At 52.0% G+C, this 22,529-nt stretch carries 27 protein-coding genes; 13 read left to right on the top strand and 14 right to left on the bottom strand.

Features of this window, described 5'->3' with window-relative positions; translation table 11 throughout:
• Positions 1 to 15: 15 nt before the first annotated feature.
• The 3 genes from IRJ17_RS17030 to IRJ17_RS17020 form a co-directional block, all read right to left on the bottom strand.
• Positions 16 to 1,089: a TolB family protein gene (locus tag IRJ17_RS17030; RefSeq protein ID WP_173596560.1), complete on the bottom strand. Its 1,074-nt coding sequence runs from the start codon at positions 1,087 to 1,089 to the stop codon at positions 16 to 18.
• Positions 1,086 to 1,649 (bottom strand): RNA polymerase sigma factor, encoded by a 564-nt coding sequence (locus IRJ17_RS17025; RefSeq protein WP_063228514.1) that lies wholly within the window; start codon positions 1,647 to 1,649, stop codon positions 1,086 to 1,088. The genes IRJ17_RS17030 and IRJ17_RS17025 overlap by 4 nt, the downstream gene beginning before the upstream one ends.
• Positions 1,650 to 1,782: 133 nt before the next feature.
• Positions 1,783 to 2,940: a trans-sulfuration enzyme family protein gene (locus tag IRJ17_RS17020; protein WP_122965387.1), complete on the bottom strand. Its 1,158-nt coding sequence runs from the start codon at positions 2,938 to 2,940 to the stop codon at positions 1,783 to 1,785.
• 126 nt (positions 2,941 to 3,066) lie between these two features.
• On the opposite strand from IRJ17_RS17020, the gene IRJ17_RS17015 reads away from it, so the two are divergent.
• Positions 3,067 to 3,762 carry a peptidylprolyl isomerase gene (locus IRJ17_RS17015; protein ID WP_242771188.1) on the top strand — a complete coding sequence of 232 codons (696 nt, stop codon included), beginning with the start codon at positions 3,067 to 3,069 and terminating at the stop codon, positions 3,760 to 3,762.
• A gap of 246 nt (positions 3,763 to 4,008) precedes the next feature.
• Positions 4,009 to 4,647, top strand: a complete 639-nt coding sequence (locus IRJ17_RS17010) for a cell wall hydrolase (RefSeq protein ID WP_173596559.1) — start codon at positions 4,009 to 4,011, stop codon at positions 4,645 to 4,647.
• 299 nt (positions 4,648 to 4,946) lie between these two features.
• Here IRJ17_RS17010 and IRJ17_RS28190 read toward each other — a convergent pair whose 3' ends face one another.
• Positions 4,947 to 5,069: a hypothetical protein gene (locus IRJ17_RS28190; RefSeq protein ID WP_278189442.1), complete on the bottom strand. Its 123-nt coding sequence runs from the start codon at positions 5,067 to 5,069 to the stop codon at positions 4,947 to 4,949.
• Between the two features lie 82 nt (positions 5,070 to 5,151).
• Positions 5,152 to 5,916 (bottom strand): SDR family NAD(P)-dependent oxidoreductase, encoded by a 765-nt coding sequence (locus IRJ17_RS17005; RefSeq protein WP_173599489.1) that lies wholly within the window; start codon positions 5,914 to 5,916, stop codon positions 5,152 to 5,154.
• 95 nt (positions 5,917 to 6,011) lie between these two features.
• Here IRJ17_RS17005 and IRJ17_RS17000 point away from each other — a divergent pair, with 95 nt between their 5' ends.
• Positions 6,012 to 6,323, top strand: a complete 312-nt coding sequence (locus IRJ17_RS17000) for a YfhH family protein (RefSeq protein WP_063228508.1) — start codon at positions 6,012 to 6,014, stop codon at positions 6,321 to 6,323.
• 118 nt (positions 6,324 to 6,441) lie between these two features.
• The gene (locus IRJ17_RS16995; protein WP_122965383.1) at positions 6,442 to 6,891 is read left to right on the top strand and encodes a DUF441 domain-containing protein; all 450 of its coding nucleotides are present in this window, start codon (positions 6,442 to 6,444) and stop codon (positions 6,889 to 6,891) included.
• 17 nt (positions 6,892 to 6,908) lie between these two features.
• On the opposite strand, the gene IRJ17_RS16990 is transcribed toward IRJ17_RS16995, so the two are convergent.
• On the bottom strand, positions 6,909 to 7,217 hold the full coding sequence (locus tag IRJ17_RS16990) for an iron-sulfur cluster biosynthesis family protein (protein WP_063228506.1): 309 nt from the start codon (positions 7,215 to 7,217) through the stop codon (positions 6,909 to 6,911).
• Between the two features lie 101 nt (positions 7,218 to 7,318).
• Between IRJ17_RS16990 and IRJ17_RS16985 the strand changes: the two genes are divergently transcribed.
• From IRJ17_RS16985 to IRJ17_RS16975, 3 genes are all read left to right on the top strand, one after another.
• Positions 7,319 to 7,459, top strand: a complete 141-nt coding sequence (locus tag IRJ17_RS16985) for a hypothetical protein (RefSeq protein ID WP_167470339.1) — start codon at positions 7,319 to 7,321, stop codon at positions 7,457 to 7,459.
• 97 nt (positions 7,460 to 7,556) lie between these two features.
• Entirely contained in the window at positions 7,557 to 8,615 is a 1,059-nt protein-coding gene (locus IRJ17_RS16980) for a DUF2515 family protein (RefSeq protein WP_242771186.1), read from the top strand.
• Positions 8,616 to 8,635: 20 nt separating this feature from the next.
• Positions 8,636 to 9,595, top strand: coding sequence for a prenyltransferase/squalene oxidase repeat-containing protein (locus IRJ17_RS16975; protein WP_122965381.1), 960 nt, complete (start codon positions 8,636 to 8,638; stop codon positions 9,593 to 9,595).
• Here IRJ17_RS16975 and IRJ17_RS16970 read toward each other — a convergent pair.
• The 3 genes from IRJ17_RS16970 to IRJ17_RS16960 form a co-directional block, all read right to left on the bottom strand.
• Entirely contained in the window at positions 9,574 to 10,470 is an 897-nt protein-coding gene (locus IRJ17_RS16970; protein ID WP_242771184.1) for a sugar phosphate isomerase/epimerase, read from the bottom strand. The two genes, IRJ17_RS16975 and IRJ17_RS16970, sit on opposite strands and share 22 nt — an antisense overlap.
• A 308-nt stretch (positions 10,471 to 10,778) precedes the next feature.
• Positions 10,779 to 11,366, bottom strand: a complete 588-nt coding sequence (locus tag IRJ17_RS16965; protein ID WP_242771182.1) for a DUF1444 family protein — start codon at positions 11,364 to 11,366, stop codon at positions 10,779 to 10,781.
• Positions 11,367 to 11,377: 11 nt separating this feature from the next.
• Positions 11,378 to 12,493: a DUF3900 domain-containing protein gene (locus IRJ17_RS16960; protein WP_063228500.1), complete on the bottom strand. Its 1,116-nt coding sequence runs from the start codon at positions 12,491 to 12,493 to the stop codon at positions 11,378 to 11,380.
• A gap of 106 nt (positions 12,494 to 12,599) precedes the next feature.
• Here IRJ17_RS16960 and IRJ17_RS16955 point away from each other — a divergent pair, with 106 nt between their 5' ends.
• Both IRJ17_RS16955 and IRJ17_RS16950 read left to right on the top strand, forming a co-directional pair.
• Positions 12,600 to 13,448, top strand: coding sequence for a serine/threonine protein kinase (locus IRJ17_RS16955; protein ID WP_242771180.1), 849 nt, complete (start codon positions 12,600 to 12,602; stop codon positions 13,446 to 13,448).
• 315 nt (positions 13,449 to 13,763) lie between these two features.
• The gene (locus IRJ17_RS16950) at positions 13,764 to 15,161 is read left to right on the top strand and encodes an amino acid permease (RefSeq protein ID WP_229049954.1); all 1,398 of its coding nucleotides are present in this window, start codon (positions 13,764 to 13,766) and stop codon (positions 15,159 to 15,161) included.
• Positions 15,162 to 15,227: 66 nt separating this feature from the next.
• Here IRJ17_RS16950 and IRJ17_RS16945 read toward each other — a convergent pair whose 3' ends face one another.
• The 3 genes from IRJ17_RS16945 to IRJ17_RS16935 form a co-directional block, all read right to left on the bottom strand.
• Positions 15,228 to 15,383 carry a hypothetical protein gene (locus IRJ17_RS16945; protein ID WP_173596552.1) on the bottom strand — a complete coding sequence of 52 codons (156 nt, stop codon included), beginning with the start codon at positions 15,381 to 15,383 and terminating at the stop codon, positions 15,228 to 15,230.
• Between the two features lie 36 nt (positions 15,384 to 15,419).
• Positions 15,420 to 16,709 (bottom strand): DEAD/DEAH box helicase, encoded by a 1,290-nt coding sequence (locus IRJ17_RS16940; protein ID WP_242771178.1) that lies wholly within the window; start codon positions 16,707 to 16,709, stop codon positions 15,420 to 15,422.
• 156 nt (positions 16,710 to 16,865) lie between these two features.
• Complete coding sequence (locus IRJ17_RS16935; protein ID WP_167470337.1) at positions 16,866 to 17,009, bottom strand: hypothetical protein; 144 nt, start codon at positions 17,007 to 17,009, stop codon at positions 16,866 to 16,868.
• 129 nt (positions 17,010 to 17,138) lie between these two features.
• On the opposite strand from IRJ17_RS16935, the gene IRJ17_RS16930 reads away from it, so the two are divergent.
• Both IRJ17_RS16930 and IRJ17_RS16925 read left to right on the top strand, forming a co-directional pair.
• The gene (locus IRJ17_RS16930; protein ID WP_173596551.1) at positions 17,139 to 18,206 is read left to right on the top strand and encodes a phosphodiester glycosidase family protein; all 1,068 of its coding nucleotides are present in this window, start codon (positions 17,139 to 17,141) and stop codon (positions 18,204 to 18,206) included.
• Positions 18,207 to 18,249: 43 nt separating this feature from the next.
• Positions 18,250 to 18,759, top strand: a complete 510-nt coding sequence (locus IRJ17_RS16925; RefSeq protein WP_242771175.1) for a DUF6886 family protein — start codon at positions 18,250 to 18,252, stop codon at positions 18,757 to 18,759.
• A 68-nt stretch (positions 18,760 to 18,827) separates the two neighbouring features.
• Here IRJ17_RS16925 and IRJ17_RS16920 read toward each other — a convergent pair whose 3' ends face one another.
• Positions 18,828 to 20,399: an ABC-F family ATP-binding cassette domain-containing protein gene (locus tag IRJ17_RS16920; RefSeq protein WP_122965373.1), complete on the bottom strand. Its 1,572-nt coding sequence runs from the start codon at positions 20,397 to 20,399 to the stop codon at positions 18,828 to 18,830.
• Positions 20,400 to 20,432: 33 nt separating this feature from the next.
• On the bottom strand, positions 20,433 to 21,290 hold the full coding sequence (locus tag IRJ17_RS16915) for a HEPN domain-containing protein (RefSeq protein ID WP_173596549.1): 858 nt from the start codon (positions 21,288 to 21,290) through the stop codon (positions 20,433 to 20,435).
• A 207-nt stretch (positions 21,291 to 21,497) separates the two neighbouring features.
• Here IRJ17_RS16915 and IRJ17_RS16910 point away from each other — a divergent pair, with 207 nt between their 5' ends.
• Positions 21,498 to 21,647 carry a small acid-soluble spore protein P gene (locus IRJ17_RS16910; RefSeq protein ID WP_063228492.1) on the top strand — a complete coding sequence of 50 codons (150 nt, stop codon included), beginning with the start codon at positions 21,498 to 21,500 and terminating at the stop codon, positions 21,645 to 21,647.
• Between the two features lie 154 nt (positions 21,648 to 21,801).
• A complete protein-coding gene (locus tag IRJ17_RS16905) occupies positions 21,802 to 22,524 on the top strand; it encodes a hypothetical protein (RefSeq protein WP_122965371.1) in 723 nt (240 codons plus the stop codon).
• Positions 22,525 to 22,529: the final 5 nt, after the last annotated feature.

The raw sequence follows: 22,529 nt of genomic DNA, 5'->3' as shown, positions 1-22,529 counted from the left end.
TTGTTCCTCCGCTCGTTATCGTGACGCTAGTGAGACAACCAGCTCAACAGGCTGACTTTCCCGCGAAATGAGCAAGAGTTGCTTGCCTTTCGCTGCCCAATTGCCGCGAACAAATTCAGCAGCAGACTGGTTGCGCAAATGCAGCTCTCTGTTCACGAAAGACTCGTCTCCCAGTTCGGCCTCCATCAACTGGCCATCCGCTTTGGTATAAGTAAGCTCGTGCTCTGAACGCCAGGAAGCCCACTGCCCCTGCCCCAGTATCGTGATCAGCCCCGTCCTCATTTCCATGACAGCGATCTCTCCATCTTTGTGCAGTGACAGGAAACGGCCATCAGGCGACCATTCCGGCTGAGATCCTTCGGCGAGCTTCCATTCCTGAAACGAGATGGTGCTGCTGACCCAAATTTCATCCATGCCGTTTTTCGAGCGCGTATACGCAAGGGAGTCGTCGTGCTGCGACCAACTCGGAGAGCTGAAAGCTACCCCTTCCTCTTCCTTGAGCAGACGGCTGCTGCCCACATTGTATGTCGTTGGCAAATCGACGAGCCAAATCCGGGACGTCTGCTCGACTTGCTCGACAACGGCGATCTGCTTGCCCAAATTGGACCACGCCACTGCCACATACTTGCCTTTCGTTGGCGGCAATTTGAAAGTGACAGGCTTAGTTTCGCTGTCAATCGGGATGGTCCGCAACTCGGACGACTGGACAATGTAAGCGATTTGCGTGGCAGATTTATCAATATCCACCTGCTCTACAGTCGCCTCGGCTGGAAGTGTGAGCACCTCTTGTTTGTTTATCGTCACCGAGCTGTCGCCCCACCATAACAAATAAGCGCCGATGAGCACTACGGCTGCCAGGACAGTACCACCGGACCAGACCCACTTTCGCTTCATCCACGGTCGCTCCGGTTGTGGCTGAACCTTTTTCGCTTCCAACTCTTTCATTCGTTCCAGCAACTGCTTTTTCAAATCAGCCTTCAACTGATAATTGACGGGAACAGAACGGCGCATGCGTTTTAAATGGGTCAGGAGTTGAGCTACAGTCTGATCATCGGTATGACCTTGGGGGTATTTCTCCTCTTCTCTCACTCGGAGTCCCCCCTTTCGTACATCTTCTGAAGTTTTTGCAAGCCCCGATAGGAGATCATTTTGATGCTTGATTCTGTCTTACCCAGCACCTCAGCAACCTGGCTGATTTTCAAATCGGCAAAATAACGCAGCATGAGAACGTCCTTCTGATCCTGCGACAACAAGTCGAGCCGGTCGCGAAGCAGGCGAATTTCCTCGTTGGTCAACGCCTGCCGCTCCGGCTGCCAGGTATCATCCGGCTCAGCTCCCAAAAAATCTTCCTGATCGACGGGAAGCTCTCTGTTTTTTCGCATGAAATCCACGTATGTATTGTGCGCAATGCGAAAAATCCAAGAGGCAAACGGACTTGTTCTGCTATATTGTTCAAATTTTTCCAGCGCTTTCAAAAAGACCACGGTGGTCAAATCGTCGGCATCCCACGTACTCTGGACACGGCATCGCAAATAACGATTCACGCGATCAAAATACTCGTCGTACAGTTCTGTAAATGGACGAGATTCGTAATAGTCTCCAGATGCTTGGTCCGATGATTGCGCGGGACGCTGTATCGCCATTCCCATTGCGGTTTTCCTCGGTTTCTCCCATTTTGTTGCATCGAGTCAAGATACATAAGCCTCGTTCATCCTGACTCCATCCTACCTAATTTATACGATCAGCCCGCCAAGAAGTTACAAGGTTCCCTGCTTTTTTCAATTAATTCCTTAAAGCACGGGAAAGCTCGCTGACAATGTCGTCGACCGCTTCGATCCCTACAGACATGCGCACCAGTCCCATCGTAATTCCGGTCGCCAGTCTCTGCTCCTCGGTGAATGCCCGATGCGAAGTCGTAACCGGATGGGACACGCTCGTCTCTACCCCAGCCAGAGATGGCGCGAATTGAATCCAATCCAGTGCGCGGTAAAAGTCGTAAATCTTGCTCTCTTCCTTGAGCGTGAAGGAAACCATCGCCCCTTGCTTTTGCCTTGTGAAAAAGGAAGTCGCTTCGTCGCTCGGATAGTAGACGCGGCTAACAGCAGGATGGCTTTGCAAGAAACGGGCCACTTCCTTTGCATTGTCGCACTGCCGTTCCATTCGCACTGCCAATGTTTTCAGACCGCGCGCCGTCAACCAAGCTTCGAACGGACTGAGGGACGCACCGTAATTGACGACGATTTCGGCTGCGCGTTTCACCAGGGCACGGTTCCCGACCAGAACACCGCACGTAACGTCACTGTGTCCACCGATGTACTTGGTTCCGCTGTGAACAACGAGATCGGCGCCAAACGCGATTGGCTGCACCAAATAAGGCGTGGCAAACGTATTGTCGACCATGACAGTCAAGCCGAGTTCTTTCGCCTGACGAATCCACTGCGGCAAGTCGACAACCGTGAGCAACGGATTCGTAATCGTCTCCAGGAAAAACAGCTTCGTCGCCGGGCGGACATGATCGCTCAGCCTGGTGCCCTGATCCAGTACAATGCACTCCAGCTCGATGCCGAACCGCGACAATTCCTTATGCAAAAGAGCGTAAGTGCCCCCGTATATTTCATGCGATGCGAGTACGTGATCGCCAGGGGAAAGAATCGAAAGCAGGCCAGCCATGATCGCTCCCATGCCGGAAGCCGCACTGACTCCGGCCTCCGCCTGTTCGAGCCGGGCGATGGCATCAGCCAGTTCTACCTGATTGGGATTGCCGTTTCGCGTATACAAATATTCGCCTTCACCAGCGTAATATTTTTCTACTTCCTCCAAGCCGTCGAAGGCAAAAACAGATGTCTGATAGATCGGCGTAGACTTGCTTGTTACCTGTTTCAAAGGTGAATGCCCAATATGTACCGTAGCTGTTTCGAACCGTTCTCCCACATCAATCACCCTTTTCCTCCCATCATACCACGCCACAAGCGGGACAGACTACCCGATTGGCATTTGCCTGTCCATTTATGCTATAATTCGAAACCGAACCACCCTAATGGCAAGAAACAAAGGAAGGTGCACAAGATGAAAAAGTTTTTCATGACCCTGTTCACATGTCTGATGGCAATCGCCTTGGTCGCGGGTTGTTCCAGTGCCAAAAACGAAACCGCTCCGACACAACCGACTGCGCCAACTGAAAAACCTGGCTCCAATGAGCCTTCCCAACCTGCTGGCCCTACCGGGGAAAAGAAGTACGAGAAAGCCCCTGACATGCAGATCGACAAAAACAAGTCCTACCAAGCGAAAATCTCTACAACGATGGGCGACATCACGATTGATTTGTTCGCCAAAGACGCGCCTGTCACTGTCAACAACTTCGTCTTTTTGGCTAAGGACAAGTTTTATGACGGCGTTATTTTCCACCGCGTCATCCAAAATTTCATGATCCAGACCGGCGATCCGCTGGGCAATGGAACAGGCGGCCCAGGCTACACGTTCCAGGATGAGTTGAAAAACGGCCACAAGTACGAGCCTGGCGTTGTTGCGATGGCAAACGCTGGACCAAACACAAACGGCAGCCAATTTTTCATCGGGTCGGGAAAAGATGTAGAAGGTTTGGAAAACGCGCCAAATTACACGATTTTCGGAAAAGTCGTGGGCGGCATGGACGTCGTGCAAAAAATCGCAGCCACAAAAGTGAAACCGAACCCGCAAACAAATGAACCCAGCTCTCCAGAGCAAACGATCAAAATCAATACGATTACGATTACGGAAAAATAAGTCTTTGTGACTACCTCACACCAAACACCACTGTCTATGCGCAGTGGTGTTTTTCCTTGCAAAAACAAGATTTTTTCCGCTCCCCTCGTCTTCTTCTCCCCTGTATTTATCCATCTCTTCCAGACAGTAAATAGTCCTATGGAACCAATTTCCTCTTGCACTTCGCATACATTGTCGCTAGACTTGCAAAAGACCCGATTCGCTTCCGCACACAAAAGCAAAAAGCGAAAAGGAGTGGTTCTTACCATGAAGACACGAGAAGCGCGAACGCGCTTTTTCTTCTTTCTCAACAGTTTTGCCTTGCTTCTTCTCTGCCTGTTCGTCACGCCGACGAGCGCAATGGCACCTCATTCAAAGGGAACGCCGTCCGCGTCCGCTCCGGCAGCTGTAGCCAAAACAGCAACAGCACCTGTGCCGACAGCCAAGAAGCAAACAAAAATGTCTATCCCTCAAACGCAAGCAAAACGCGATCATATCCAAGTCAGTCGAGATGATCGCCGCAAAGTGATTCGCCATGGAAACGTAAAAATTTCAGATAGGGATATGGAACTGCTTGCCCGGTTGGTATATGCGGAAGGCCGGGGTGAACCGTATGAAGGACAAGTAGCGATTGCTGCTGTCGTATTGAATCGGGTAGCTTCATCACAATTTCCAAATACGGTGCGGGAGGTTATTTTTGCTCCCAACGCATTCTCGCCTGTCCAAAACGGCAGACTCTCGTCGAGAACGAACGAGAGCGTCAGAAAGGCTGTCGCGGATGCAGTGAACGGAAAGGATCCGACAAACGGTTCCCTTTATTTTTTCAATCCTGATACCGCAACATCCAAATGGATTTGGTCCAGGCCCCAAACGGTCGTGATCGGAAATCACCGCTTCGCCCGATAACGCCGAAAAATTTAATAATGATTTATTTTTATTTTATTGCGACTTTACTTTTGTCTGTTATCTTTTCATTGTAAGCACTTTTTCAACGCATTGAGAAAAAGTTCGATGTTCTTCCTAGAATGACTTCTTTAACGTAAGCATGGGTAGATCGATTTTTCCATCTAAATATGCCTACGCTAACAGTAGCTGGCTATTGACTGTGTTGGGTGAGAGCAATCCAGTCATGTGCGCCAATCGTTCATTTTCTCAATCGCCCCCAATAATTAGGCATTCCCACGCCGGGAATGCCCCTTTTTTTGCTATTTGCCTACTTGTTTGCGCATATGCGCGGTCGGAATGCCGGACGTGCCTTCCCGCTGCACGATTTCTTCCCGTGTGAGGACGAAGCCTTCCGATTGGTACAGCCGCATGTTTCCTTCCATCTCCATTCTCACCCGACAGGTCAACGCCAGCGTCTTCGGCATTCGCCTTGCGAATATTCATGCTGGTTCTCTCCTTTTCGCGCTAGAAGCCGTAGACCGACATTCCGCCATCGACCGCAATCGTTTGCCCCGATATGTAACTGGCCGCATCCGAAGCGAGAAAAATCGCAGGACCAACCAAATCTTCGACATCGCCAATTCTTCCGCTCGGCGTCCGCTGCAGCACTTCTTGCAAAAAAGCTTCATCGTCGAGCAGCGCTTCCGTCAGCGGCGTGCGGAAATACCAAGGTGCGATCGCGTTGACATTCACGCCGAATTTGCTCCATTCCAGCGCAAGCACTCTCGTCATCTGGATGACACCCGCTTTGCTCGCCCCATAAGCGACTCCCGTGCGCAGCGCAACAAGTCCAGCCACGGATGCGATATTCACAATCCGCCCGTAGCGCTGTTCACACATGACTTTTCCCGCCGCCTGACTGAGAAAAAACGCTCCCTTCAAATTCAGATCGACAACCCGATCCCATTCTTCCTCGTTGACTTCATGCGCTTTTTTGCGAATGTTCATCCCGGCGTTATTGACCAAAATATGCAGGCCGCCCAGTGTCTCCAGCGTCTCGGCCACTACTTTTTCTGCTGCACCTGCCTCGGTCAAATCGGCTGTAATCGGCGTAGCCGCTCCCCCGCTTGCCTGAATCTCCTGGACCACTTCCTGCAAGTCCGCTTCTGTGCGCGCGACAACGGCAACCTCTGCCCCCGCCTCGGCCAAGCCGATCGCCAATGCTTTTCCGATGCCTCGTCCAGCGCCTGTTACGATCGCTTTTTTGCCTGTCAAATCAAATCTCGTCATGATGTTCCCTCCATTCGTTCTCTCGTACTTCTCCATCCATCGCCTTTTCCCCTGTCTTTTGTTACAATATACCTGTAGGGAAAGGAGGCAGTCCGTTGCGCTTGTACAGTCAAATGACACTCGCTGAGCTGCAGGAAGAGATGGAACGCCTGCACGTGGAAGCCAAGGAGAAAAAGAAACTGGGTGACGAGTCCCAGCTTGCCATCATTACGCAAAAGTATTTCATGGCCAAGTCGTATTATTTGGGGACGAAAGAATTTCGCATTGGCGGAAAATACAGCGTTGCCGAATACGACCAGCCATTTACGATTGATTATTTCAACGGTGTATTCGCCTGGGGACGCTTCCCTGATTCGGATGAGCAGACAGGCTTTCCGGTAGGGATGCTGGAACTTTGGTTCGACTAAGCAAAAAGAGATCCGTGCATGCTGCTGCCATGCCTGATCTCTTTTTTCGTATGCGGCAACACAAGCCGTGCCCCATCTGGATATACTACTGGCAAAAACGAAAGCGGGCACAACCAGCATGGATGTCATTAACCTCACTCTGCTCCTCTTGCTTGCGCTCGGCATCGTCGGCAACAACGCGACCGTCTCGATCGCCGTAGCCATCCTGCTTTTGATGCGGCTGTTTTCGCTCGAACGCTATTTCCCGCTGCTTGAGCAGCATGGCTTGCAAGTAGGCATTATCATCTTGACCATCGGCATTCTCGCGCCGCTCGCAAGCGGAAAAGTCAATCCGGCTTCCGTGCTTGCCCTGTTCACCCATTGGCATACGATTCTGGCGATCATCATGGGGGTGTTTGTCGCCTACCTGGCGGGAAAAGGAACCGATCTGATGTCCGGCAATCCGCTCATTGTCACGGGCTTGTTGCTGGGAACGATCATCGGCGTCACCTTTTTCCGCGGAGTCGCCGTCGGCCCGCTGATCGCCGCCGGAATGCTCGCTTTTCTCCTGCAATTTTTGCCCAAGTAAAACGGAAAGCGAACGGGTCAACCCCAGCGCTCTTTCAACGTAAGGCCGTACGCCAAAATTTGCTGCGGGGTCACGAGCCGAAACCCTTGCTGTGCCCGATAATCGATCGTCAAGGAATCCGAGTCGATGTAGCCGATCGTCTCCGCATCAATCAGCAAAGTCATCGCTTCGACCTGCATCACCTGGTCATTTGGAGTTGCTTCATCCAGCCAAAGCGAATATTCCACGGTCATTCCGCAGCCGCCTACCAGTTCACCGCTAATGCGAACAGGCCGCGTCGCTTTTTGCAATTGGTCTACCGCTTCTTTCGTCAGCTTGATTCTCACCGTGTTCACGCTCCTGCATTGTTTTTCCAGCACTTTTGTATGCATCAACTCTCTCATGATAGCATACAATGCTTGAAAGGCAGCGGAAAGGACGATCTTCTATGAACATTTACGAACAGGACGGCATGTTTGTCGCGGAAGCCCAGTTCCAGTCGGAGCATGTAGTCATCTTCGCCAAGTCGTGGGAAGAAGCCAAGGAAAAACTGATGGTGCGGCTTCTTGTTCTCGAAATGATTGGCTGAACCAAAAGCGGGTCGTTTTTTGATGACCTGCTTTTTTTAACCGCAGAGAGGCCCCCTCCCCCTGTATTCGGACAAACGGCAAGGAGCTATCCCATTCATGACGACTACCACGATTTCTTCCTTGGACAAACAAGAACTGGTCGCGCAAATCAGATGGCAAACAGCGAGAGCCAATCGCAACAATGTCACGCGGACACAAGCGTACCTTGATTTTTACCGCGAGCATCCCGAGATTCACTGGGCCTTGCTTGCCCACCTCGTCTCGCGAAATGGCGGTTGGAATATGACGGATCTAAAAGGCGAATGGCTTCCTGCGATCATGGATGCGCAAGAAATCAAGCCTTTTTTCTGGTTGTTGGAGAGAAGCAACTGGCTCATTTTTCACGATGCTTACCCGCAACTCCTCTTGTATGCCCAGATGAAACAGCGGCAGGAAGACTTGAGCGCCCTGTTGAAACCTCTTGGCGTATCTGTGTTCATGCATTCGTATTGGCAAGAGTTTCTCGCTTCACGGGAAAGCTCGCGTCTCACTCGCGCATTGATCGTCAACGAGCAGCAATATATCGAACAGCGCGTCGTACATAAGCCGCTTGCGACGAACCGCGTTTTTTCGACGTATGTATTTTTCACGCAATCGCTGTTTTCGCTCAATCAAATTCTCTTTCCTTACAAAGCACATCCGACCGACAAAAGGTTGAACATCGTCGGCCTGAACGTGCAGCATTTTTCCGAACTCACCCAGCGGATCGCGATTGGAAAAACGCTCTACCGCCTCTTGTTCGACGATCCGTACCGGCTGGACAAGATTGTGACGTTTTGCACACGCATTCCCCATACGGGATCGCGCGCGGACTACTGGCCACACCTGTTTACCCCGCGTCACCTGCCGCAAGCAAAGACAAAAACCGGATATGAACTGCGGCTGGAAGGCGACAACCTGATTTCTGGCAAACCGAAGCTGTACAGCCCTGCGCTGCAAACCGCCTGGGCAGATGTCGAGCACGCTCCTGCCGATGGCGTCGACTGGTTTCGCGATGAGAAATGGCGATTGGAAGTGGAAAAGCAAGCCGAACTGCCTCTGATCGACACGGACGCGTACATACGGGCTTTGCACTGGACCGAATACGGCGTAAAATTGGTGACAGCAATCACGTAGAAAAGGGAGGGCATGCCGCCATGCTCGATGAGCCCCGCAACGCTCTGCTTGCCCACCAGCGAGATTACCTCCTGTCCTGCCAGCTTCCGAGCGGAGCTTTTCGCCTTGGTCCTGACCGGGATCAGATCAATCCGTATTTTACCAACCTCGCCCTTATTTCGCTGGTCCGGCTACAGGAGCGGGAAGCGGTGCGCCGCTATTTGGACTGGTATTTGCAGCATCTGAGCCAAAATGGCTACATCAACGACTTTCGTCTCGATTCCGGGCAAGAGATCGACACGGGAGCCGCCGACAGTGAAGACAGCTACCATGCGACTTACTTCAGTCTCGTCAGCGAATGGGTGGAAAGTTGTGGCGACACTTCCTGGCTGTACGCCAATCAGGAGCAGCTTGCTTACTTGTTCCGGGGCATCGCCCGGTTGCAGCAAAAGGATGGGCTGACCTGGGCCAAACATTCTTTTCGCGTCAAATATTTGATGGACAACTGCGAGGTTGCCAAAGGGCTGGATGACGCCAGCTATTTGTTTGCGTTGCTCGGCAAGGAAGCACTCGCCCGGGAAGCGTCTGTGCGCGCCGTTGCCTGCAAGACGGGAATTGCCAACATGTACAGCCGTCTTCGCCGCTCGTTCGCCATGTACGACCGTTCGCATCCCGGCTGGAGAAAATGGTACCCGGACGTGACCTCGCAGGCGTTTCCCATCGTGTACGGCTTATGTGAGCCGGACATCGGCGCCATGCTGTATCAGCGGATGACGAAAGCGTTCCCCCGCTTCGACACGTTTGACACTGGCGATATGTACCCGTGGATGGTCATGGGCGTTTGCGCCCGCATGATTGGCGATGAGCAGCGCGTCCGCACGATGCTCGATGCCGCAACAAACCTGTACATACACGGTCCACGTTTGCCGTATTGGCTGATTCACGAAGCAGGAAGATTCATCGAGTTGCTGCTGGACGATCAGGAGCCGGGCAGCAGTTGATTCACCCACGCGTAGCAGATGTTCAGCTGCTCGTCGTCAATCAAGTCTGAGCGGTGTTCAAACATAATTTTGACATCCGGATTTTCGTCGCGGACGATGCGCAAATAGTCTGCGATCGGCGCCCAGCCCTGCTCGGCTGTGCACTCCGGCAAGACAGGAAAATGGTTGTAGGCAAAAGTATCCGTCGCTTTCATCGTCCACAGATGCAGACTCCAGGCATATTTCGCATAGCTCTGAATGACCCGCTTCGCGTCGAAGTACGGGTCGATTTTTTGTTGGACGAACAATCGGCCCGTATCGAGGCACAGCTTGATTTTCGGGTACTTGTTCAGCAAAACTTCCAACACATCGGTTTCGTATACGTAACGATTGAGCGCGTCAAACTCCAGCACAGGCACAAACGCATATTTCTCGCCCATTTCCGTAAGCCAGGCAAACAATTGCTCGCTTCTTTCCAAAAACGCGGCGAGCGGATACTGCGATTCGAAAACATAGTCGCTCGGATCGGCGAACCGCCAATTTTGCCAGTCCACACGGTCGTCCAAAATGACAGGCTTCGGGTAGTGGAACAGGACGTAGGCGGGCTTGATTTCGCGCATGTAGTCCAGCTCGTCGACAATCCGGGCAAATACTTCTGCGCGAACCTTTTCCTCTGGGTGCATAAACAGCGCGTCCCTCAGCTTCGCTTGACCAGCCCGCAACGGAAAATGGACGCCAATCTGAAAACCGTTGGCCTCTGCTTCGCGCTGCAAGCAGCGAAGATCTTCTTCCGCAGGCAGCAGGCATGCTTCGATTCCATAAAATCCTTTGCGGAAGTCTCGCTCGTACTTTTTCCGATCGAAATGCCCGTATTGCCCGATCATGAAGTTTTTCATGGATACGCTCCTTTCCCTGATTGTTCCAACAAAATCGCTCGTTTTATGAAGCGTTGTTTACGAAAAGCGCAACGAGTGAAGAGGCGTACCACGAAATATTCCGTAGCTTGGAGGTATGGTGGACCAGTCTCATTGGCGGGTTTTCCCTGGAGCGCTCGATTTCATCCCTTGGCAGAGAGCTTTACGATCATGTAGTCGACTACGTTACACAAAACGCCATCGCGCCAACAAAGATGGACGTACCCTTCCCGAAATAGCAAAAGAGAGTTGCACCACACCAGGGTCAACTCTCTTATTGCGTTTCTATCCTATGTGTTTCCCTTCGTATCCGCATCATGCGACACGACCAAAAACGGTGTCAGCTCGCCGTTTTCCCAGAAAAACGGCAGTACGGCGATCGGCACTTGCCCTTTTGAGGCAAAGTCGTAAGTGAGACGGGCCAGCAAGTTCGCCCCGACCTCGCCATTCATGTCCGCGATAATGAGTACGTCCTGATGCGGGATGGCAACGCCAAGCGAATCTCCTTGTTTTTCCTGGTCAAACTGGCGGAGCAGCGAATCGAGCAACACCCTGCTCGCCGCATAGCCGTCTGGCGGGCTGATAAAATGAATCCGGTTGCCCGCTACCTCCTGTGTTTTCACGGTATACGGCAGCTTTTGCAAGTTGTCCATCGCGTACGCATGAAGCTGTTCAGCCGTCCATTCTGCCGCAACCAGCATGTCAGGCGTAATCAAGCCGTAGCCCTCTCCCTGATCGAGCGCATACAGCACGCGTGTATCTGCCGTGTGCTCTTTGACTACCCAGCGGTCCGGGTATTTTTTGACCATAGAAGCATGGCGCAAGACAGGGTATACGTTTTGCTCCTGCCCTTTTAAAGTGAGTTTTTTGTGCGTCATGCTCGCTCCTCCTATTCCCAAGGCGGCGTATCGTCCGGCTCCCCTGGCATTGCTGCCATTGGCGGAGAATAGCTGCTGCGCGATTCGATTTCTTGAACGATCTCCGCAAGTGATTTCGGTTTGGCAAATTCAACAGGAGATACCCCTCGCTCAAACTGAAGCTGCTCCCCTTCCAAAATGACGACATAACGACCGTTGACTTTGGCAATATGCAAAGTAGAGCCGTAATCCGCGAGCAAGGTGCGAATTTGCATGTGATCGAGCTTGAACTTCAGTTCGACCTCCGGCTGGCGGTCGGTGATGATCTGCATCGCTTCCATCACCGTCTCGTGCTCCCACTTCTCGGACAGCTCCCGCTTGGGGCTGGCGGCAATCAGCTCAATTGCCTCTACTTCCCGCACGCGCTCCTCGGATTCCTCCGGATAGGTGTACTCGATATGCTGGCGGGCGAGAGAAATGACCTCATCGGAGACGATTTGCGTCACCGTTTGCGGATATTCAATAAAGCGCAAAAATTCCTCGAAGTAACGCGCATGGGAAAACTGATGAATCTTGACGTGGTACGGATCATTCATCCCGGATTCGATCATGTACGGATACATCAGCGACTTCATGTTTTTCGCATTGATCGCCATCCGCACGTTGGAAATCAGGCTCTTTTCATCCGTAATGACGGCTGTTTTTTGTTCAAAATCGCATTTCAAAATAAAGACGTAGCGCTCATCGAGCAGCTCCAGACGCGTGCGCACCACAATCAGCACGCCGCCCCTTACTTGCGACGTCCGCAAATAAGACTGGATCAGCTCCTGGCAAGGCTCTCTGCTTTCGCTTGGCGTCTCGGCTGCAAGCAAACGGTTGAGCAAGGCATAGTTCGGATTGGAATCGAGCGGATGCCCCGGCTCCAGGACAAATTGTCCGAGCTTCGTCGGCGTCCCGTCCGTCTTCGGATTCATTTCCACCTTGCGCTTGGCGATACGTGCGAACTCGCCATCCAAAAAGTCGCGCAACTCGCTTCGCTGATATTCATCATGCCCCAAATAGCGGGTCATGCGCACCTGCTTGATGCCGTCTTCTTCCTCAGGTTGTTCAATCAAATAAAAGGATAACCAGTCAATGATAAAATTCATACCCGTCGCTCCTGTCTACATGTAACGAACTGATTATAGCAAACCTGCATGAAAAAAGGTCAGGCTTTTTCCATTCATGGTAAGATGGCTACAGGAGGGAACGGTTATGTGGACGGAAGTAAAAGAATGGTGGACGAACAATGTCCGGGACAAGCCCTATCGCGCAGGAACGGTGGCAGGCGCCTATCAGATCAAGCAAGTGCTCGGGATGGGCAGCTACGGCATCGCCTACCTGGCTATCCATCGCGCAACAGGTGAGAAAGTCGTGCTCAAGCAGGTCAAACCAAGCTTGCGTCATACGCCAAAAGGCGAAGCCATGCAGGAGTACGAGCGCAAAGTGCTGTCCTCGCTGTCGCACCCGCAATTTCCGCGGTGTCTGGACGCTTTTCGGTTTCGCAACGATTCCTTTCTCGTCATGACGTATTTGACGGGGCCTACGCTTGAAGAGATGCTGTTCGAACGCGGCATTGTCGTGACGGAGCGGCAATGCGCCCTCTATATGAAGCAAATTGGCGAGCTTGTCGCTTACTTGCACGACCGCGGACTGATCCATCGCGATGTCCGCATCCCAAACGTCATCTGGCAGGAAGGAAATCCGTACTTGATTGACTTTGGGCTGGCGCGGTTCGTCGGTGACAAGCCGACTTACACGGAAGAGACACTCAGCGCCTATCCGTCTGAAAAGCAGCTCAAGCGGGAAGTAGCGCCTTCGAGCGACCTGTATGCGCTCGGGCACTTTTTTCTGTTTCTGCTCTATTCCGGCTACTCTGCGGATGAGAATGCGCCGGAACGAAGCTGGGAGGAAGAGCTTTCCTTATCGCCAGAGATTCGTCTGATGATCCGAAAGCTGTTCCAGTTGGACACGCCCTACTCAACCGTCCGCGAGTGGCTCGCAGATCTGGATGCGTACTTGCAAGCCAGCGAGTGCCCTGCCAGCGAATACGAACAGGCATAAGCCATACACAAAGCAGGGCGCCGGAAACAAGCGGCTGCCCTGCTTTTTTCCGAGAAAGAGACGGATAATTCCCCGCGAACAAAAAGGGAATATTTGTACATGTTGGATAAAAATCGGTTTCGTTTTTATGACACCCGGTCGAATAGATTATCTGTCCCAAATCAACTATCATATTTGTAACCTGAATATTAGGAATTTTCATTCACGGTAAAAAAGGGGGCATCAAGTTTGAATCATACTCCACTACCCACTAGAGAAAACAAACAGACGGGAAAAGAGCAGTATGAGTTGAAAAGAGGTTTGCGCGCAAGGCACATGTCGATGATTGCCATCGGCGGATCGATCGGGACAGGCTTGTTTCTGGCGAGCGGCTCGACCATTCAATCCGCAGGGCCAGGGGGCGCGCTTGCCGCTTACGGTTTGATCTGTATCATGATTTACTTTTTGATGACGAGTTTGGGCGAGATGGCTACCTTCCTCCCCGTATCAGGCTCGTTCAGCTCGTACGCTTCCCGCTTTGTCGACCCGGCACTTGGCTTCGCCCTGGGCTGGAACTACTGGTACAACTGGGCCGTGACGATTGCGGTGGAGATTTCGGCTGCCGCCTTGATCATGAAGTTCTGGCTGCCGGAAAGCTCATCGCTGTTATGGAGCGGTCTGTTTCTCGCCTTGTTGTTCGTGTTGAATTTTCTCTCCGTCAAAGCATTCGGTGAAGGTGAATATTGGTTTGCACTCATCAAAGTCATTGCTATCATCTGTTTCATCGCGATCGGACTGATGATGATCGTCGGGATTATGGGCGGCGAAGCAGTCGGATTTAAAAACTTCACTGTCGGCGACGCTCCGTTCCACGGCGGGTTCATGGCGATGATCGGCGTGTTCATGGTGGCCGGATTTTCCTTTCAAGGTACGGAACTGGTCGGCGTAGCAGCAGGCGAGAGCGAAAATCCGCGAGTCAATGTGCCGCGGGCCATCAAGCAAGTTTTCTGGCGCATCCTTCTGTTCTACATTTTGTCCATCGCCGTCATTGGCCTTTTGATCCCGTATACAGATCCCAACCTGATGAGCGGTGATGTGGACAACATTTCTGTAAGCCCTTTCACTTTAGTTTACGAAAGAGCAGGACTGGCGTTTGCGGCATCGGTTATGAATGCAGTCATTCTCTCATCCGTTTTGTCTTGCGGAAACTCGGGCATGTACGCCTCCGCTCGCATGCTGTGGATTTTGGCAATGGAAGGCAAGGCACCGAAGTTTTTGAAAAAGATCAACTCGCGCGGCATTCCGACACGCGCTCTGTACGCGACGACAGCGGTAGGCATGCTCGCTTTTCTCGCTTCTTTGTTTGGCGACGGCGTCGTGTACATGTGGCTGCTTAATGCGAGCGGCATGTCCGGCTTTATTGCCTGGGTCGGCATCGCCATCTGTCATTACCGCTTCCGCAAAGCATACCTTGCCCAAGGACGCAGCCTCAGCGATTTAACTTACCGGGCCAAATGGTATCCGTTCGGACCTGTGTTCGCCTTCGTTCTTTGCTCCTTCATTATTATCGGGCAAAACTACAGCGCATTCACTGGCGACACCATCGACTGGAACGGCATTCTCGTCTCCTACATCGGCTTGCCCATGTTCATCCTGTTGTGGCTTGGCTACAAGTTCGTGAAAAAGACCAAAGTCATTCCGCTGCAACAATGTCAGCTTACAAAAGACGAGTAATCGATCAAAATAAGCAGGGCGCCGCATTGGTCGGCAGCCCTGCTCTTTTTTACTGTTACAGTGGGGTTACTCAGAAATTGGCTCCTGTTTGGCCGCTTCCATCTTTTCTTTCAGTTCGCCCGCTTCGCGGCGAAGCGTTTGCCGCTCTTGCTTGCCCAACACTTCTCCCCCAACCGCGCCATTCACCAGCAAGTCCTCTTCATACAAACGATCTTTGCGCATGGAACCCTCCTTAGAACAAGACGTGTGCTTCTTGTCCTACTTTGTTCCAAAGCCGCCCTTCTTATGTACGCGCTTTGCCGAAGAAGACTCTTTGCCTGCATTCATTGGTGGTTTGCCGCCACCAGCTTTGCGGTCTTGCGGTTTTCCTTTTCCGGCTGGCTTGGCTGTTGGTTTGGCCGCTGGTTTTCGCTCCGGTCTTGGATCTTCCAAAGCGCCGTACGCCATCGTTTTTTCGGCAATCGCCAGTTCCGTCTGCTTGGCGAACTTTTGGATAATAAACCGCTCCTGCGGACTGAGAATCGAGAACACAAGTCCGGCACGGCCCATCCGTCCCGTCCGTCCGCTGCGGTGAATGTACGTATCCGCATCTGGGGCCGGATCGTAATGAACGATACATTCGACTTCCGGGATATCGATTCCGCGGGCCGAGACATCCGTCGTAATCAATACCGGGAACGCCCCGTCGCGGAACTTTTGCAGCGTACGCGCTCGATCTTCCTTGGATGCATCGCGATGCAACAGGCGGCATTCCAAATGGTGGTAGTTCAGTTTGGACACGATCTCATCCACTTTTTCGATCTGATTGACAAAAACGATCGAGGAGCGAACATTGACGAGCCGAAGCAACCGTCTGAGCGTGTCCACTTTTTTTCGCGGATCAGAGACGAGATACAGATGCGCGACTCCTGCTGCGCCCTCTGGTGCTTGCGCCCGGACAAGCGCAGCCTCTTTTGTGAACGCTTTGGCTGCCGCGACGATCTGGTCTGAAATCGTTGCGGAAAACAGCAGGCGCTGGGTGTCCCGCAATGTTTTTTTCATGACCTCCTGGACCGGCTTGCCAAAGCCTGCATCGAGCATTCTGTCGGCTTCATCGACGACGACAGTCTTTACTTCGTGCACCTTCAGTTTTCTTTGATCGATCAGCTCCAGCAGACGACCAGGCGTAGCGACGACGAGCACTGGCTTCTTCTTCAAGCGCTCCACCTGGCGCTTGACGTCCACCCCACCGATGATCGGCAAAACCGCATGATCGGCTCCTGGCAAAAGCTTTTCGGCTTCTTTGGCGATCTGCACGACCAGTTCGTGCGTCGGTGCCAGCACAAGAACCTGCACATCTTTTTTATCCATATCGATTTTCGTTAGCAGCGGCAGTAAGTAGGCAAACGTTTTGCCTGTTCCCGTAGGCGATTCGATCAAGGCGTCTCGTCCGGCTAATATCAATGGGATCGCTTCCACCTGCACGGGTGTCGGCGTCTCCATTTTTTGGTCGCGCAAAATCGCTACGAGCGGCGCGTTAATTTGTAAATCTGCAAACGTGGTGCTCACAAGAACCCTCCTGGCGTAAAAAAGTACATTGGGTAAGCTTACCACACTTTGCCCATGTATAACAGAGGGCCTGCGCTTGAATCGTTCCAGCGAAAGCCCAATTGCCCAGAGCGGAAAAAGGGCGAAATCCAAAGTGGACTCCGCCCGTCAACCATTTTACCCGTTATTCGAGTCAATTCGGGTCTCCTGCTTCTCGCCCTGGTCTTGGCGATCCCGACTGGTCGTCTGGTTTCGCGTCCCTTTCGGACTGTCCTGGTACTCCTCTACTTCCTTTTGAAATGCTTCATCATAGCCGCGCACGGCCCTCACCTCCTGTCCCTATTTTTCCCCTGGTGATCGTTTATTATTTTCCTGAAACTTTTTACCCATTTATCCGTCCTTACCATATAGCAACAGTCAATTTTAACACCAGATGGATGTGGAGAAATCATGCAAACTTTATCACGTGCCCGCACACGCAAACGCACAACTCGCAAAAGACCTTGGCGCTGGGTCAAGCGCCTGATGCTCGTGTCAGCTTTGACTTGCACGACGCTCGCTTTGTTAAGTATCATCTTTTTGTTTGGGACGAAAAACGGAGAAGAGCTGCGCGAGTGGGCGGCAGGCACCTTGCTGACCACGCAGCACGACTACTGGGCGCCGTATACATTTTTGCCGGAAGAAAAATTGAATGCATTAAAGCAGCAAATTCGCAATCCGGAAGTGATCAATTCAGAGCCTGACGGCACGACCAAGCCGGAAGAAACGCCTACCACAGAACAGCCTGTAACCGTCACGCTGCCGGAAAAGCCGAAAGAGTTGGTCGAAATCGAAGACATCGACGTGACCAAAGAGACGTACTATTTCAAAGGGAAAATCATGTACATCCACGACCCGAAACGGGTACAGCTCGTCGTAACAAACCGCAAAGACCGCGGCGATCTGCTCGATGAATTTGTCAAAAAAACCAATGCAATCGGCATCGTCAACGCAAGCGGCTTCTCCGATCCTGACGGCTACGGAAAAGGAGCCAAGGCGTACGGCGTGGTCATCCACGACGGGAAAATTTTGCAAGGCTATAATCCCAAAAGCGGCGAGACGGCCTTGGGCATCACTTACGAAGGCAAGCTGATTACAGGCAACTACACGGCCGAACAATTGGTCAACATGGGCGTTCGCGATGCGATGAGCTTCCGTCCGCAACTGATTGTAAACGGGAAAAACATGTTTAAAGACAAGCCGGCCAAAAGCTGGGGCATTCAGCCACGGACCGCGATCGGGCAAAAAGCGGACGGCACGATTGTATTCGTCGTCATCGACGGCCGCCAGCCGGGGCATTCCATCGGGGCGAGCATGAATGACCTGGCGGAACTGCTGGAAGAGCATGGGGTTGTAACTGCCATGGCGATGGACGGCGGCTCCAGCTCGATGATGCTCCATAACGGCGAAGCGATTACGAAAACATCGTGTCCATACTACCGGGGCCGATACCTTCCAAATGCCTGGGCAGTCATTTAGGTTGTCTTTCCTCCATTTTGCCTACGGAAAGGAATTTGCTTACATGCATACGGTGTTTCATTACAGTGAAGACTCTGCCATTGCCGATTTTCAGCCGCGGCTGCATCCTAGCCACCCAAGCCTGCCTCCCCTCGTCTGGGCGATTGACGCGGCTCGTGCACCGATGTATTACTTCCCGCGCGACTGTCCGCGCATTGCTTTTTATGCGAAGCCAGATTCGTCTTCGGCAGACAAGGAACGTTTTCTCGGGCTGACTAGCGCCAAAATGGTCATTGCGATCGAAAGCCGCTGGTATCCGATCCTTGCGCAGACGACGCTTTACCAGTACACGTTTGCGGCCGACTCCTTTTCGTGCCTCGACGAAGGGGCGGGCTACTTCGTCTCCAAAGATCCTGTCCAACCGTTGCAGGTCACAGCCATGGGCGATTTGCTCGCCCGTCTTGGCGAGGCGGACATTGAGCTGCGAATCACACCGTCGCTGACGCCGCTCAAAGAAGCTCTGCTCGACAGCAGCCTGCACTTCTCGATGATTCGCATGCGCAACGCCCGCTGACGAAGCTCACGACTTTTTGGCCAAAAGAAAACAGGCAGTCCCACTGAATGTGGCTGCCTGTTTTTTTATTACAGCTTGATTGGTGTTTTTGCCTGCTCCAGACTCCATTTCTCAACATCCCACGTCTGTGTCACCCAATCCTCGTAGAAGTCAGGTTCGTGGCATACGAGCAGGACAGTCCCTTTAAATTCTTTTAATGCACGCTTCAATTCTTCCTTCGCAACGACATCCAAGTGGTTGGTCGGCTCGTCAAATACAAGCCAGTTGCTTTCCCGTTGCAAAAGCTTACAGAGACGCACTTTTGCCTGCTCGCCCCCGGAGAGTGCGTTCAGGTTGCGATTGATATGCTCGTTTTTCAAACCGCAGCGCGCCAAAGCTCCGCGCACTTCGTGGTTGTTCATGGCCGGAAACTCGTTCCAGACGTCATCCAGTGCCGTGATCGGCTTGGCTTTCACTTCTTGTTCGAAGTACGCAGGGTGCAGGAAGTCGCCCTGCTCCAGCTTGCCGCCAAGTGGCGGGATGATGCCGAGCAGCGTCTTCAACAGTGTCGATTTCCCCACACCGTTCATTCCGACAATCGCTACTTTTTCGCCGCGCTCCAGCTTCACGCTGAGTTTAGGCAGCAGCGGGTGCGAATAACCGATCTCCAGGTTCTCTGCCTCAATCACGAAGCGGCTGCTCGCGCGTGCTTCTTTGAAAATGAACGAAGGCTTCGCTGCCGTTTCCGGCTTGTCAAGGCGATCCATTTTATCCAGTTGCTTCTGACGGCTTTTCGCGCGACCTGTAGTGGATGCACGCGCTTTGTTGCGGGCGATAAAGTCTTCCATGCGGGCGATTTCTTCCTGCTGCTTTTCAAAAGCGTCGAAGTGCTGGCTGCGCTTCATCTCGGACTGTGCAAGGAACGACTCGTAGTTGCCTGTATAGCGGTTCAGCTTGGTAAACTCCAGGTGGTAGATCACGTTGACGACTTCGTTCATGAACGCGGTATCGTGGGAGATCAGCATGAACGCATACGGATATTCGCGCAAGTAGTTTTTCAGCCACACAATATGCTCTTCGTCCAAATAGTTCGTCGGCTCATCCAAAAGCAGAACAGTCGGCTGCTCCAGCAGCAATTTTGCCAGAAGAACCTTCGTCCGCTGACCCCCGGACAAGGAAGCAACGTCGCGCTCCAGACCGATAGCGCTCAAACCGAGAGCGTTCGCGATCTCATCGACTTTGGCATCGATCAAATAAAAACCGCTCGTCTCCAGCTTATCCTGAATTTCGCCCATGCGCTCCAGCAGCTCTTCCAGTTCCTCAGGCGTTGCTTCGGCCATTTTTTCCCCGATCGCCATCAGTTCCTGTTCTTGCTCCAAAAGGGGCAGGAACGCATCTTTCAGCACGTCACGGATGGTTTTGCCTGCTTGCAGCTTCGTGTGCTGATCGAGGTATCCGTATTGAATTTTCGGCATCCACTCGATACGGCCGTGATCCGCGATGTTTTGGCCCGTCAAAATGCCCATCATCGTGGACTTTCCTGTACCATTAGCTCCAACAAGTCCTACGCGGTCATTCGGCTGCAAACGGAACGACACGTCGCGGAACAAAATCCGATCCCCAAACCCATGGGACAAATCTTCTACAATCAAAACACTCATGCTTGCTTCTTCCTCCTGTTTCCTCTGTGAGGTCTACAAAATGATTCTTTCAAAATAAGCCGGCTCGTACCGTTCTTCATAGGTCTCGCCAGACAATATTAACTCATCCAAACGCACGCGCATGTCTTGCAGATTGATGCCTTGCATAGCCGTATTCAAAATCGTCGCTCTCGCCATCAATCTGAGCGTATTGACTTCATCGGTCAGTTTATCGCCGAATACTTTTCCGCTGTGCGCGATCTCTGAACGATGATTGTACGATTTTTTGACGAATTGGGCAATCTTTTGCCGCTGGGCATACGAGTCTCCGAAGTAGTACGCCATCCGTACCCGCAGTTTGTAGGTGATTTCTCCCTTTTTACCGTCGGGGGCAAACAGCGATTCCAGCGCGATCCACAAATCGAGCAGCTGGTCTTCGTTGCTTTTTTTCTCAAGAGACAGCACATAGCGGCGAAAAGCGAGGGATGGCAGTTGATGTTCCAAAATCCGCAGAAACGTGTTCTGCGTCGACTGGTCAAATGCCAGCTTGTTTCCGTCGATAGAGCGCTTCAAGTACGTGATCCCGCACATATTTCCGCTAACCGTCAGCACATATGGAATGGAGCATGTCCCGTCAAACGCAGACAAGTTCAGCTTGTTCTCGATCTCTTCAATCCATGGGCGATCGTCCGTTACTTTCATCTCGGCATGCTCTGCAACCAAAAACAGACTGGTGCGACTCACGCGCTGATCAAAAATGCGCTTGTTCTCGTCCATTTCGTTGCGCAAATAGCGCGAGGCTATCTCGTACGGCCGCTCTGCTCCCGAGACCAAGTAGTACGAATTGGGCAGCTCGATCCGAATGGGCTGTTCTGTCGTCGAATTAAACACGGGTGCAATCAACAGTGGCATGAGCTGCTCCTTTCCGATCCATCAAAGCCTGGTTTTTTGTTTACATAATAAACATGCTGTTATGCTTTCAGTATCGTGCTTTTTGGCTCTTTTGACAACCTATCCATTGCTACCAATCGCGGGCACGCTTCCTTATAGAATACCAGCATTTCCTATGGTTCGTCACCATCTGATTGATACAAACTACGGAAAGAAGGAGCTGATTTTATGGAAAAGGATCATATTTTGGATGAGAACCCTCATCAAACTTACAATAATGTCGCAAAACCGCAAGAACAGACTGGCGAGCCTCTTTCCGGCTCCAAAAAAGTAAAACAAAAAAACCATTCTCGTTCCATCAAGACCAGGGAAGGCTAAAAGCGATTTTCCCTATGCAAGAACGGCATTGTGCAGAAGCCCGGACGGTTTAGACCGTGCGGGTTTTCCTTTTTCTTACAATAAAAAAGATTGAATTGTCCCACAGGGATGATCTATGATGGATGCAGTATCCATGATGGAGGTTTAGCCCACTATGATCACTATTCCACTTCCGGGCAACAGCCCGCTTTCGAACGCGATCAGCTACAGTGTTTCTCCCTTGTACGAGCTGGCTGCCAGCCTGCATACCCTTGCCCAGCCAACTCCTCCTGAGCGCTTCATTTCATGGTCGGAAGACAAGCTTGAACAATTTGAATCTGTTCGTCTGAAAAGAGAATGGGACTATCTGCTGCCGCTGTTTCGTTACGGCATCCCCGATTCGTTCGATCCTGTACATACCAAAGGGGTCATGGCTGTCGACGATCAGTACGAATACTTCGTCACCCTGCCAACCGAAGAGTTTGTGCGAAGCGTGAGCCCGATGCTGGACCGATGGCTAGAGCAGCACAGCATCCCACAAGTGCTTCTCGATATACGGGAAGACTCCGATTATGTAAAAGGCCGCTTCAGCCTGTTTGTATCGTCTTATTGGCAAATGGTTTTCGAGGAGAACTGGGAGATCATCGCCCCGCAGTTTGTAAAAGAAGCTGAGCGCATCTACTATGCCGTGCAAGATATTCCTGCCATGCTTGCCTACTTGCACACCATTTCCCCTGCGTTCGTTTTTGATGAAGCGGCTCGTCATTTGACGCACCCGAGTGATGAGCCAAACCATGACGCGCAGCAGCTTATTTTGTACCCCAGCTATTATTATGCCCAAGAGCCTTGTTTACGAAAAATGGGGTCTAACGCCCACCTGCTGTATTCCTTCTCCTAATTTTG

Source organism: Brevibacillus parabrevis (assembly GCF_022701015.1).
Classification (GTDB): Bacteria; Bacillota; Bacilli; order Brevibacillales; family Brevibacillaceae; genus Brevibacillus; species Brevibacillus parabrevis.
This window is presented reverse-complemented; position numbering and strand designations above follow the sequence as displayed.